The following is a 12911-nucleotide window of genomic DNA, read 5'->3' on the forward strand; positions in this document are numbered from 1 at the left end:
TCACCCCTTGCCGACGGGAGCGACGTGACCGGTCCGTACGGATATCCCGCACAGCAGCCCGGACCGGCAGGTTTCGGCTATCCCGCGCAGCAGGCGCGGCCCTCCGGCGCGACGGCGATCATCGCCGCGGTGCTCGGGCTCCTCGGTGCTCTCGCGTCCGGTTTCATCCCGATCCGCTACTTCATCGGACTCCCGTCGGGCTTCAGCCTCTCGAACCTGCCCGGCTTCGCGCTCGTCGAACTGGTGCTCTACCTGCTCGCCGCGCTGTTCCTGCTGGTCGGCGCATTGACGACGTTCTTCCGATCGGTGATCGGCGCCGTCCTGCTGATCCTCGGCTCACTGCTCGCCATCGTGGCCGTCGCGCTGGAGCCGATCGCGTTCCGCGTGCCGTACCGGATCCACCTCGACATCCTGCTCCGGTTCGCGACCTTCGACGGCGTTCTCCGCCTGGCCATGATCGTGTTCGGCCTGCTGGCGCTGCTGCTGGCGATCCTTCCGCCGACGTGGAAGTACCTGCGCCGTCGGCCTGCCCCGGTCCAGCCCTATCGGCCGCAGAATCAGTTTCCCCGGCAAGGCGGTTGGTGAGCCGTCCGGCTGGCAGGATGAGGCGAGGATTTCGACAGGGGGAGAAATGACTTATCAGCAGTACCCACCGCAGGGCGCCTACCCGCCACCGGGAACGGCACGGCAACCGAGCGGCGCCACCGGGATGATCGCCGGGATCCTCGCGATCCTCGGCGGGCTCTGGTTTCTCGCCGGACTCGCGTTCCACGTCATCGAACTCGTCGATTTCACGGTTTCGTTCCTCGTGGTCGGCGCGGTGCTCGACTTCCTCTCCGCGGCCTTGCTCTTGAGCGGCGGGCTCCTGCTGCTCCTGCGCAAGAGCGCCGGGCGAGTGCTCACCGTGATCGGGGCCGGGGCCACGATCCTTCTCGTGGCGTCGATCTTCCTGATGCGGGCGATCGGCTCGCATTTCTTCTTCTCGTACAGCGGAGTGACCCTGCGCTTCGGTGCCGGTTGGCTCCTCATCGTGGTGCTGATCCCGGCGATCGCGACCTTGGTGCTGGCGCTGGTCCCGCCGACGGCGCGCTGGCTGGCGGCCAAGAAGCAGCCCGCCCTCGCCGGGCCGCCGCCGAACTTCGGTTATCCGCCCCCGCAGCCCGGCTATCCGCCCGCTCCCGGTGGGCGGCAGCAGGGTGGACCACCACCCGGGCAGTGGTGAATTCGGTCCCAGACCATGGGATCTCGAGCGGGTGGTCGTACCCTGGACCGTATGGCCGACGATTACTCTCTGCTGGGCTTCGAGACGCGCGCGATCCACGCCGGGCAGACCCCTGATCCCCGGACCGGCGCGGTCATCGTGCCGATCTATCAGACCTCGACTTACGCGCAGGACGGCGTCGGCGGCACACGCGAAGGCGACTACGAGTACTCCCGCACCGCGAACCCCACGCGCACCGCGCTGGAGGTCGCGCTCGCGGCGCTCGAAGGCGCCCGGCACGGTCTGGCCTACGCGTCGGGGATGGCGGCCAGTGACGTCCTGCTGCGGGCGACCCTGCGGCCCGGTGACCACCTCGTGCTCGGCAACGACGCGTACGGCGGCACGTTCCGGCTGATCGACAAGGTGCTCAGCCTGTGGGGCGTCGAGCACACGGTCGCCGATCTCGGCAACATCGCCGAGGTCCGCGCCGCGATCCGGCCGGAGACGAAGCTGATCTGGTGCGAGTCGCCGACGAATCCGATGCTGGGGATCGCCGACATCGCCGCGCTGGCCGAAGCCGCGCACGGCGCCGGCGCCCGCCTGGTCGTCGACAACACCTTCGCCACGCCGTACCTGCAGAACCCGCTTTCGCTGGGTGCCGACGTCGTCCTGCACTCGACGACCAAGTACCTCGGCGGGCATTCCGACGTCGTCGGCGGCGCGATCCTGACGAACGAGGACGAACTGCGCGAGCAGCTGTTCTACCTGCGCAACGCGGCGGGTGCGGTGCCCGGTCCGTTCGACGCGTGGCTGACCCTGCGCGGGATCAAGACCCTCGCGCTGCGGATGGAGCGGCACAGCGACAACGCCGAACTGATCGCCCGGATGCTGCTGAAGCACCCGAAGGTCGAGCGTGTCTACTACCCGGGCCTGCCGGAGCACCCCGGCCACGAGGTCGCTTCGAAGCAGATGCGGCGTTTCGGCGGGATGATCTCGTTCACCCACATCGACGGCGAGCAGGCCGCGCTCGACGTCGCGGCGAAGACGAAGCTGTTCATCCTCGCCGAGTCGCTGGGCGGGATCGAATCACTCATCGAGCACCCGGGCCGGATGACGCATGCGAGCACCGCCGGATCCACCCTGGAGGTGCCGGACAACCTGGTGCGCCTCTCCGTCGGCATCGAGGACGGCAGCGACCTGGTCGACGATCTGGCCAAGGCCCTGGGCTGACCGCCGCCGAGCCCAGGCGATAGCAAGGGACCCTTGCTATCGTTAGCGTACCCACGCTAACTAAGTGACAGCAAAGGTCCCTTGCTCCGTTCGCGCTGGTCAGCGCGGTGTGGTGGGAGGAAGCGCCCGGTTACGGGCGGAAGTTGCTGGGTGCGATGCCGCTCTTCGCGTCCGCCTCGTGCGAAGTGCCCTGAGGTGCGGCAGGCAACTCGGAACCGTCGATGCAGCCGCCGACGAGTTCGATGTGGTTGTCGTGCCGGATGTACTGGCCCGGGTCCACGCAACCGGCGCGGTCGACCGTGTAGACGGCGGCGCCGGTCAGCAGCGCGGCCGACGTGAGGGCCAGCACGACCGGGAGCATCCCGGCGGAACGGGTCGCCCGGACCCTGCCGATGTTCCCCCGTGTCATGCGCGCTCCCTGGTCGCCTTCGCCGCCATCGTCAAGAGTACCCGGACGGTGAACTTGTCACGTGACGTATCCGTCAGGTGGCATCATCCGGCCGTCCGGACGCCCGCGAAACATGTAGTCCTAAGTGGACGGTTGACCGGTGATGGCGGCGACCGCGAGTTCGCGTTCGGGCTCGCCGACCTCGGGCAGGGTGAACCGCGACGCCCGGATGTGGCCGAGCAGTTCGGGGTCGGGCGCCATGTCGTGCTCGCGCAGGTAGTAGGCGACCGCGCCCGGCCAGTACCAGCGGCCGTCCGTGCGGAAGTTCAAGGGAACCAACGGTTCCCTGTCAGGATCGAAGGCATCGGCTTCGTAAGTCCGCGACGCCAGTACGACCGGGGCGCCGTCGAGGTACTCCAGCACACGATCCCGTTCGGCGGGGGGCAACGGCTCGCGGTTCACCACCGGACGACCGGACTCGTCGAGCCCGTCGTAGACCCGCGGCGACTTCAAGTCTTCCGGCGCTTGCGCGGGCGGAGTGGCCACCGGCGGCTCGGCCTGCGGCGCGGCGTCGAGCCCTGCTCGCTGCCGCAGCCACGCCGGGATGTTCTGTTCGGCTCGCGGGAAGAAGCGCAGCTCGTCCTGGAAGCCGATCGATGGCGGCGCCTGCCGCCACGGCGGCTCCACATCCGCGAGGAAGTCCGTACTGAGCACGGTCGCCGAACCGTAGACCAGGATCGCGCTCAGCCAGGTCCCTCGGCCGGGCTGGTACATCCCCGACCGCAGGTTCGCGAGCAGTCGCGCGGCCTCCGGGTTCGGCGGAACCGGACGCGGCAGACCGTCCTGACCGGTGACGAGCAGGTCGATCTCGACATGCCTGCCCGCCGCCCGGTACTCGACGCGCATCTGCTGCCAGCCGGGCGGCAGCGGCGTCGCGAGGGCATGGCCGATCTGCCAGACGAGCTGCTGTTGCTGCTGCTGGTTCAACGGTTGTTGTGGTCGGCTCATCTGCCCTCGCTCACCGATGGTCAGTCCGCCTGGCCGGCGGCACGTCGCTGAAGCCATTCCGCGCGCTCACCGGTCCGCGGGTAGCGCTCCAGCTCCTGCGCGAAGAACTCGGCGGGCGGGACGTGATCCCAAACGGGTTCGTTGTCCCAGTTGTACTCGGCCGAGTACCCGCCAGGGTGCACGAGGTGATAGCGGATCGAACTCCACGCGCCTTCGCCCGGCTTCGCCATGCTGTCGCGCAGTTCCACGAAGAAGTCCGCGACGCCCTCAGGCGGTGTCCACGGGGTGCCGGTGCCCATCACGGTCAGGACCTGCGCGGAGATTTCGTAGTAGTCACCGACGGAACGGAAGATGATGAACAGCTGCTCCCAGTCCGCGGGTACGGAGTGCACCATCCAAGTGGTGAAGTCCTTGAACAGCTCGTTCGCCTGTGCCGCGCTCGTGGGCACAACGGGCATCGGCATCAGTTCTGCTCCTTCTCTTCCGCCGCCGCGAGCTTCGCGTCGAGCCAGCCCGGGATGTGCTCGGGATCCCTGGGGAACTTCTTCAGGTCTTCGACGTAGTGTCCCGGTTCCATCGGCGGCGTGAGGACCGGTTCGTAGTCGTTGTTGTAGTTGAAGAAGATCTGCCCCGGCGGATTCAGCGAAATGCGTGCCGAGAACCAGGTTCCGCGGCCGGGCTCGTACAGCAGCGTGCGCAGCTTCGCGAGGATCACGTTGAGCTCGGTGGGCGGCGCGATCTCCGGACGGGAGCCGTCGTCCATGATCACGGTCAGGCCGAGATCCTGTACGGGCACGGTCATCGAGCTGACCAGGTCGATGCGCCGCCAGCCTTCCTCCGGAACGAGGTTCAGCAGCGCGATGCCGATCTGCTGGATCAGGTCCTCGTGACTCTCACCCCCGGAAGTCATCGGGCCAGAGTGGGTTGTTGTGGTCATTGGGGAAACTCCTGACGATTACCGAGATCCGGCCTTCGGTGTCCGGGCCGTAAGCCCGGTATTGGCGGGTGTGCGCGTCGTCGATACCGGCATCCCGAAGTTCGAACGTGTCCTCGTTCTCCAACCTACCCGCGAGGCCGGTGTCGTCCCGATCCCGCTCCATCCGGTACCAGCTGTCGTCCGGGTCGTAGGTCTCCTTGAGCTCCTTGGCGCCCGCGTTGCTGTTGTCCACACGGCCTTGCGAGCCTTGGTTGATCGCCTCGCCGGAGCCGCCGACGGACGTGCCGCGGTGGTGGCCGCCGTCGTCGATGTTCTTCCCGGACGCGTCCTTGCCGCCCATACCGCCGACCTGGCTCTGCGCCGAGCCGTCACGCCGGATGTTGCTGGAGCCACCCGGGTCCGGGGGAGCCGACGTCACCACGGTGTTGCCTCGCGCGTCCGTCCGGTGGACTTCGCCGGGCGACTGCCTGCCCAGCGGGTTGCCGTCGGCGTCGTGCATTTCCAGGCCGTGGTCGACTCGGACCACCGCGTTCGGCGGCGGGTTGTTCATATCCGCGTTGAACGGCTGCCCGGTGTGCATATGGGTGATCTTGCCGTCCGGCCCGGTCTGGAACGACCCGTACGGCAGGCCGTCCTTGTCCACCACGTGGATCCGGGTGTTGGGCGGCAGATCGTCACGGCCCGCGATCGGATCCTTGTGCGCGAGCTTGTCGCTGATCGCCTTTTGCTGGGCGTCGGACATCGAGCTCGGATCACCGTCGGTGAACCCGCGCGGGTCCTTGTTCTGGTGGGCGACCGCGTTCTCGCTCTTGGGCGGAACCTGGTGCGAGTAGGTGACTTCGCGGTCGGGCGCGGGCCACGAATCCTGGACGTTCTTGGCGTTCCTGGTTCCGTAGTGACCGTCCTGGGTGACGTCCGCGTCCTTCGGCGCGGCCGCGACCTCCGGGTTGGTCCTGGCTCGCTGGCCGCTGGTGGTGTCGACGTGGCTGATGTGCCCGGTCCCGTCGGTGTGGAACTCGCCCCGCGGGTGGCCGAACTCGTCGGTCGGCCGGTGCACGCTGTTCGGCGCCAGCGTCGGCCTGTCGTTCTCGTCGAGCCTGGGGTTCCCGTTTTCGTCGGTGTGCTGGCGGTTGAACGCCTCGTCCTGCTTGACCGCGTTCGGGTGATCGACAGGGGTCCCCGTCGGCTGCGGCGGGTGGTAGCCCTGGCCGTGTTCCGGCCGCCCGTCGGGTCCGACGTGGTACTCCTGGTGGAGCGGGCCGCGGTCGACCCGGTAGTTGCTGTCGGGCAGCGGATCCCGCAGCTCCGGGTTGTTCGCTCCCTCGTGGGTGTCGACCCACTTGACCTTGCCGTGCTCGTCGGTCTGGAAACTGCCGCGGGAGTTCCCGTCCGCGTCCGTGACGTGGTAGCGGGTGTTCGCGTCCAGATCGGTCCGGTGGCTGAACGCGTCGTCCGCACCCGGCGCCCGCGGGTCGTCCGCCTCGATCCGCACCTGGTCACGGGGCTTCGGCGGGGACTCGATGTCACCGATCCTCGTGACGTCCCGGGTGCCTTGCGGGGTCTTCACATCGGTGTGCGTCACCGTCCGGACATTGCCGTCCGCGTCGGTCGGGAAGGTGTCGTGCCGATGACCGACCTGCACGCGGTAGTCGGAGTTCGGCGCCGGGCGCATGATCTCCGGGTTACCGGGGCCGTGCAGCCTGTTCGGCGCGACGGCGTCGACGTGCGTCACGTTGCGGTTCGCGTCGGTGTAGACCCGGCTGCGCACGTTGCCGTCCGCGTCGGTGACGTCGTACCGCGTGTCCGGGTCGAGCCTGCGCGGAGGCGTCGTCGGGTCGAAGAACGACTGATCGTCGCGTAGCTGGACGGGACGGGCGGGCGGCGTGAAATCGGGCTCGTCCCAGCGTCCTTCGATCTGGTGCTGGGGGTTGAGATCGTCGCCCTGACCGCGATCGCGGGCGCTGTCGGCGTCCACGTCCTGCTTGTCCGCGTGCGAGGTGTCCGGGGTGAAGCCGTCGTCGCTCGCCCGGCGGGCGGTGCCGTCGGGGCTGTGGACGTCCCATTCACCGTTCGGCGGGATCCGGGGCCGGGTGCGGCCGTCGGGGCCGATCTCGTAGTCGGACGAGAAGACGCGCCCGTTCGAGTCGGTCCACGCCGGCTTGCTCGGCGCCATCACCTCGGTGTCGAGTTCGCGCGACAGACGGCGCGCGAAGTCGTTCGAGCCGGCGTCGCAGCCGATCAGCCGGATCGGGCGGCCGTCGTAGTCCCCGTTGCGCCGCAGGATGTCCGCGAACTCTTCCGGGGTGTAGGTGCGGTTGCCGATCCGGGCGTGCCCGTCCGGGGTGACGTGGACGTCGACCGTGTAGCGGCCGTCCGGATCCGGCTGGACCCGGTGCGGGAGGTCGCCCATGTCGGGATCCCCGCGGTGGTAGGAGCTACCCGCGGGGGTGCCTTCGGAATGCCGCTGGTTGACCTCGTCGGGCGTCAGCGGACGATCCGGTTCGGCGTCGGGGCCGCGGTCGTGCGGTGAACCGTCGGGGTGGCCGTTCGGGTCCTGGCGCGGGCCGTGCCCGTCGGGGCCGTGACCGTCCGGCGAATGCGGCGGCCCGGAATGGCCGCCGGGGCCGCGGCCGCCCGGTCCGGTGTTGCCGGGACCGGTGCCTCCGGGCCGGGTGCCGGGGCCGTGCGTTCCGGGCGTGCCGGTGTGCGGCTGGGCGCCGGGGCCGAAGTCGTTGCCACGGGCGACGGGCTGCGGCTGGTTCGGCCGTCCGCCGGGGCCGGTCTGGCCCGGACCGCGGCTGGGGCCGGTGTGGGTGTCGGGAGTGCGCGGGGCGTGCGTGTCCGGGGTGCGCGGCGAACCGGGCGTGCCCGTCCAGCCGCCACCCTGCGGCCTGCCGCCGGGCGAGCCCGGGGTGCCGCCGGGAGCGCCACCCGGCGCGCCTTGGGGCGGCATGCCGCCTGCCATCGGCTGACCCTGCGGCGGGACACCGGGCGAACCGTCGCCACCGGTACCGCCACGCTGCGAAGGCACGTGTGACGGGCCTGCGTCGCCGAGACGTGGTGCCGTGGGCGCGGTACCGCTGGTCGTCGTGCCGCTGTCGGTCGGCCGGGTGGGACTGCCGCCGTCACCGGCGTTACCGCCGCCGTGCTGGCCGGGCGACGGATCGGAACGAGGCGTGGGTGAACCGCCGCCCTCGCCGCCGTGCGTCCGGGGCGAGCCGCCGCCGTCGCCGGTGTGGCTGGGGGTGCCGCCGGTGTCGGCGCGGGTGTTCGGCGCGTCGGGTGTGTGGCTGGGTGAGCCGCCGCTGTCCGCGCGCGTGTGGGGTGCGGGGGAGCCGCTGTCCGGCGTGTTGCTCGGTGAGCCGCCGCTGTCGGCGCGGGTGTGAGGAGTGGCGTCGGGTGTGTTGCTTGGCGAGCCGCCGGTGTCCGTGCGGGTGTGGGGCGCGGGTGTGTTGCTCGGTGAGCCGCCACTGTCGGCGCGGGTGTGAGGAGTGGCGTCGGGTGTGTTGCTCGGCGAACCGCCGGTGTCCGCACGGCTCGGGGAGCCGTTGTCGGGTGTGCGGTTCGGGGTGCCGGAATCGCCGGGAGATCCGTTGTCGGAGCGGGCGGCGTTGGGAGAGCCCCCGTCCGGCGTGCCGCCGGAGTTGCCGTCCGAAGTGGACGGTCCATCGCCCGCGCGGCCGGGAGAGCCGCCGTCCGAGCGGGAGGAGCCGCCACCGTCCCTTGTGGACGGTGAACCGCCGCCGTCGCCGGCTCGCGTGGTGTTCGACGGGCTGTCGCCGCCGGAATCACCAGAGCGACCCGAGTCGCCGGAAGAACCGGAGTCGCCGGAAGAACCGGAGTCGCCGGAAGAACCGGAGTCGCCGGAAGAACCGGAGTCGCCGGAAGAACCGGAGTCGCCGGAAGAACCGGAGTCGCCGGAAGAACCGGAGTCGCCGGAAGAACCGGAGTCGCCGGAAGAACCGGAGTCGCCGGAAGAACCGGAGTCGCCGGAAGAACCGGAGTCGCCGGAAGAACCGGAGTCGCCGGAAGAACCGGAGTCGCCGGAAGAACCGGAGTCACCGTCGGAGCCGTTCGAACCGTTGGAGCCGTTCGAACCGTTGGAGCCGTCGCCCGAACCGTTGGAGCCGTCGCCGGAGCCGCTGCCGGATCCATCGCCGTCCGGGCCGTCGCCGGAGCCCGTGCCACCGCCGGATCCGCCGGACCCACCACCGCTGCCGCCGCGCTGGACGAAGCCGCCCGGCTTGATGTTCCTGGTGTTGATCACGTCCAGGCCGGTGACCTTGCCCGCGATCTTGCCGAAGATCTTGATGATCTTCTCGAAGACGTCTGCCAGCTTGCCCAGCAGCGGCGAGACCCGCCGCATGGCGTCGCAGAGTTCCTTGAGCTTGTCGGCGATCTTCGCGGCCCACCCGGCGATGGCGGTGACGGCCTGCGCGACCACCACGGGCGTGCCGAAGCCGAGGGAGAACACCGTCTCCAAGACCCACGCGATGAGTTTGCCGACCGCGTCCGCGATGAGCTGGCGGATGAATTCGCGGACGAACGCGACGATCTCGCCGAAGATCATCACCACGGTGCTGATCGCGCCCGCGACCGTCGCCGCGCCGCTGATCGCCTCCGCCTGTTCCGCGGCCTGCTTGCGGTACTGGTCGGCCGCGTCGCCGGTCCAGCCCGAAGTCCCGTTCTTGACCGCGTTCGAGAACTCGACCTGGGTGTCTTCCAGCTTCTTGGCGACGTTGCCCCAGGTCTCCGAATACGACTGGATGACCGGCGGATCGCCCGCCACGGCGTCCAGCATGTCCTTCAGCGGCTGCATGTGTTCCATCAGGAACGACGCCACCGACGACATCAGGTAGCCGAACGGGTCGATCGCGGCGCTGGCGATCTCGCCCGCGAGGCTCAGGACGCCGAGCCCGCCGCCGATCCAGTCACCGTTCGAGATGCCGTTGAAGGCGTCCATGGCCGACTCGGCGACACCGATGCCCGCCGCGTAGCCGTACTCGCTGTTCCCGGCCGTCAGCGGTCCGGGACCGTCGCCATCCGTCGGCGCCTTCGCGACGAGCGGGTTTCCCTCGGGCATCAGTCAGGCACCTGCGCGTTCTTGAACTCGGCGGCGAAGTTTTCGTCCTGCGTCTGGTAGGCGTTGGAAGCGGACCGCACGTTGTTCGCCACCGTCGTCGCGGCCTCGACGGCCTTGTTCAGCGCGTTGATGCCGAACTCCTCGACCGGGTCGAGCATCATCCGGAACGGCTGGCAGATGATCCCGTACGCGTCCGTCGGCATGCTCACCTGTTGCGCGGCGTCGACCGCCGTGCGCAGCCCGTCGGCGATGCCGTCGATCTGCTTGGCGTGCGCGTCGAGGTCGGCACCGAGCTCATAACCCTTGCCTGCCATGGTTTCTCCCCTCTACCAGGCCGGATGAACGTCTACGAAAGGATGCTGCCGCCGAATTCGTCGTCATCGTCGTCCTGCGTGCGGCGGCGGCGCGGGATCGGTTTCGGCTGAGGTGGATTCTGGGGCGGATTCGCCTGCGAGGGCGGCGGCGGGGGCTCTTCCTCTTCCGGGCCGAAGCGGTGGTGCCGCTCGGGCTCGGGCGGGGCGGTGTCGTCCTCCGGAGGAGCCTCCGGGAAGGTGCTCTGCGCTTCCGCGATCACCCGGCTCGCGGTCTCGTCGGTGGTTCCGACGGTCTCGGCCATCGCCGCCTGCAGCAGTTCCGGGATGCGGGACTGCGCGAGCTGGACGAGGCGCATGACCTGAGACGAGACCTCCGCCATCCGTTTGCCGCTCGCGGCTTCGGCGATGACGAGGTTCGTGAGCAGGCCCTTCGAGTCGATCGTGACCTCGATGGTGTTGTCCTTCGACCGCTCCGTCACGGTCTGGCCCTGCATGCGGGCGGCCATCGCCTGATAGCGCGCGGCGGTCTCCTGGATCTGCTTCGTCCAGTTGTCCACCATTCGTTCGCTGGCGTCGACGTTGTCCGGCATCGGGACCCTTCCAAAAGCTGCATGCTGACGTCTTCACACTGACGGTCCGAAGACGCCACCGGTTCCGGTGTGCGCAAAGTTTCGTCGAACAGCCTAGTGCTCATCCGGTGTACCACTCCGGGACGACAAAGTCGGCCCCGTCACGCAGCGAAAGGGCCCTTCACCGCACAAAGTGCGATGAAGAGCCCTTTCACGCCCTGCGAACTGCCGGGGTCAGAGGTTGCCGCGGCGCTGCGCCGATGGCGCCTCGCCGTTAGAGATTGCCTCGGCGCTCCTGCTCACGCTCGATGGCCTCGAACAGGGCCTTGAAGTTGCCCTTGCCGAAACCGAGCGAACCGTGCCGCTCGATGAGCTCGTAGAACACCGTCGGGCGGTCGCCGATCGGCTTGGTGAAGATCTGCAGCAGGTAGCCGTCCTCGTCGCGGTCGACCAGGATGCGGTGCTCCTTGAGCTTCTCGATCGGCACCCGGACCTCGCCGATCCGGGCGCGCAGCTCCGGGTCGTCGTAGTAGGAGTCCGGGGTGTCGAGGAACTCGACGCCCGCCGCGCGCATCGCCTTCACCGTCGCGACGATGTCGTTGGTGGCCAGCGCGATGTGCTGGCAGCCGGCGCCGCCGTAGAACTCGAGGTACTCGTCGATCTGCGACTTCTTCTTCGCGATCGCCGGCTCGTTGAGCGGGAACTTGACGCGGTGGTTGCCGTTGGAGACCACCTTGCTCATCAGCGCCGAGTACTCGGTCGCGATGTCGTCGCCGACGAACTCCGCCATGTTCACGAAGCCCATGACGCGGTGGTACCAGTCGACCCAGTAGTCCATCTTGCCGAGTTCGACGTTGCCGACGCAGTGGTCGACGGCCTGGAACAGCCGCTTCGGCGCGCCTTCGGGGCGGACGACGCTGCTCTCGCGCGGCTCGTAACCGGGCAGGTACACGCCGGTGTACTTCGACCGGTCGACCAGCGTGTGGCGGGTCTCGCCATAGGTCGCGATCGCGGCGACGCGCACGGTGCCGTGCTCGTCGGAGACGTCGTGCGGCTCTTCGAGGACGGTGGCGCCCTGCGAGCGGGCGTGCTCGATGCACCGGTCGACGTCGGCGACCTCGAGCGCGAGGTCGATCACGCCGTCGCCGTGGCGGCGGTGGTGGTCGAGCAGCGGGGAGTCGGGCTTGACGCCGCCGGTGATCACGAAGCGCGCCGAACCGGACTTCAGCACGAACGACTTGCGCTCGAAGTTCCCGGTCTCGGGGCCGGAGTACGCGACGAGCCGCATGCCGAACGCGACCTGGTAGAACCACGCGGTCTGCGTGGCGTTGCCCGCGATGAACACCACCGCGTCCATCGACTTCACCGGGAAGGGGTCGGTCGAAGAGTCGTGGTCGACGAGGCCGACGAGCTGACGCAGCTGGTCGTAGCTCACGTCGTCAAGAGCACCCTGGGGTTCCACTGTGTGCGTCATGCCATGAAGGATCCGAGCGCGTGACAAAATGCGCAATGGTCAAAGATTTCGCTGTGCACTATGACCAGTGATGGCTGCGAGAGCGCGGTCAAAGTGGACAACCTGTGTAGGAAGTAGGCCCGATGTCGGAAGCACTCGACGCGCTGGACGCGCGGCTGCTGCTGTTGCTCACCGATTCGCCCCGGCTCGGGGTGCTCGAATGCGCCCGCCGTCTCGGCGTCGCGCGGGGCACGGTGCAGGCCCGGCTGGACCGGCTGACCGAACGCGGGATCCTCGGCGGGTTCCCGCCCGAACTCGACCTCGCGGCGATGGGATACGGCCTCACCGCGTTCGCCGTCCTGGAGATCGCGCAGGGCCGCCGGGCCGAGGTCGCGGAGGCGCTGTCCGCGATCGACGAGGTGTGCGAGGTCTACGCGACGACCGGTCAGGGCGACCTCTTCGTGCGGATGGTGGCGCGCAACAACGACGACCTGCAGCGGGTGGTGGACGAGGTGGTCGGCGCGCCGTACGTGCGGCGGACGTCGACGTCGATCGCGTTGTCGACGCCGGTTCCGCCGCGCGTACGGCCGCTGCTGGAACGGCTGGCGCGGAGCTAGGCGCTGTCCTGCAAGTCATGTTCGCGGTCTTCGCGCCCAGGCGGTCCCTGACGGCACGGGCGGATGCGGCCGAGTACGACCCGGTACGAGGCCGATCCGCCCGCACCGCCA

Annotated in this window: 12 protein-coding genes; 4 read left to right on the forward strand and 8 right to left on the reverse strand. The window is 69.2% G+C overall.

Going from position 1 to position 12911, the window contains the following annotated elements:
- The first annotated feature begins 24 nt into the window (after positions 1-24).
- Genes DL991_RS08385 through DL991_RS08395 form a run of 3 tightly spaced genes read left to right on the forward strand, consistent with a single transcriptional unit; the run spans position 25 to position 2431 of the window.
- Positions 25-585: a hypothetical protein gene (locus DL991_RS08385; protein WP_125782639.1), complete on the forward strand. Its 561-nt coding sequence runs from the start codon at positions 25-27 to the stop codon at positions 583-585.
- A 46-nt stretch (positions 586-631) separates the two neighbouring features.
- A complete protein-coding gene (locus DL991_RS08390; protein ID WP_125782641.1) occupies positions 632-1222 on the forward strand; it encodes a hypothetical protein in 591 nt (196 codons plus the stop codon).
- Between the two features lie 51 nt (positions 1223-1273).
- Positions 1274-2431: a cystathionine gamma-synthase gene (locus DL991_RS08395; protein WP_125782643.1), complete on the forward strand. Its 1158-nt coding sequence runs from the start codon at positions 1274-1276 to the stop codon at positions 2429-2431.
- A 130-nt stretch (positions 2432-2561) separates the two neighbouring features.
- Here the strand turns inward: DL991_RS08395 and DL991_RS08400 are convergent, their stop codons facing one another.
- The 8 genes from DL991_RS08400 to hppD all read right to left on the reverse strand — a co-directional run bounded on the left by DL991_RS08400 (position 2562) and on the right by hppD (position 12204).
- Positions 2562-2840, reverse strand: coding sequence for a hypothetical protein (locus DL991_RS08400; protein ID WP_125782645.1), 279 nt, complete (start codon positions 2838-2840; stop codon positions 2562-2564).
- Positions 2841-2960: 120 nt separating this feature from the next.
- Positions 2961-3827, reverse strand: a complete 867-nt coding sequence (locus DL991_RS08405) for a ferredoxin (RefSeq protein ID WP_125782647.1) — start codon at positions 3825-3827, stop codon at positions 2961-2963.
- Positions 3828-3847: 20 nt separating this feature from the next.
- Complete coding sequence (locus DL991_RS08410) at positions 3848-4291, reverse strand: hypothetical protein (protein WP_125782649.1); 444 nt, start codon at positions 4289-4291, stop codon at positions 3848-3850.
- The gene (locus DL991_RS08415) at positions 4291-4737 is read right to left on the reverse strand and encodes a hypothetical protein (RefSeq protein WP_125782651.1); all 447 of its coding nucleotides are present in this window, start codon (positions 4735-4737) and stop codon (positions 4291-4293) included. The genes DL991_RS08410 and DL991_RS08415 overlap by 1 nt, the downstream gene beginning before the upstream one ends.
- On the reverse strand, positions 4721-9847 hold the full coding sequence (locus tag DL991_RS43225; protein ID WP_233598721.1) for a hypothetical protein: 5127 nt from the start codon (positions 9845-9847) through the stop codon (positions 4721-4723). Before DL991_RS43225 ends, DL991_RS08415 begins: the two co-directional genes overlap by 17 nt.
- Positions 9847-10161, reverse strand: a complete 315-nt coding sequence (locus DL991_RS08425) for a type VII secretion target (protein ID WP_125782653.1) — start codon at positions 10159-10161, stop codon at positions 9847-9849. Before DL991_RS08425 ends, DL991_RS43225 begins: the two co-directional genes overlap by 1 nt.
- Positions 10162-10193: 32 nt before the next feature.
- The gene (locus tag DL991_RS08430; RefSeq protein WP_125782655.1) at positions 10194-10751 is read right to left on the reverse strand and encodes a YbaB/EbfC family nucleoid-associated protein; all 558 of its coding nucleotides are present in this window, start codon (positions 10749-10751) and stop codon (positions 10194-10196) included.
- A 253-nt stretch (positions 10752-11004) separates the two neighbouring features.
- Positions 11005-12204, reverse strand: a complete 1200-nt coding sequence (hppD, locus tag DL991_RS08435) for a 4-hydroxyphenylpyruvate dioxygenase (protein WP_125782657.1) — start codon at positions 12202-12204, stop codon at positions 11005-11007.
- 122 nt (positions 12205-12326) lie between these two features.
- Between hppD and DL991_RS08440 the strand changes: the two genes are divergently transcribed.
- Positions 12327-12800: an Lrp/AsnC family transcriptional regulator gene (locus DL991_RS08440; protein WP_034305441.1), complete on the forward strand. Its 474-nt coding sequence runs from the start codon at positions 12327-12329 to the stop codon at positions 12798-12800.
- Positions 12801-12911 lie beyond the last annotated feature (111 nt).

The sequence above is a fragment of the Amycolatopsis sp. WAC 01375 genome, from assembly GCF_003947325.1.
GTDB lineage: Bacteria > Actinomycetota > Actinomycetes > Mycobacteriales > Pseudonocardiaceae > Amycolatopsis.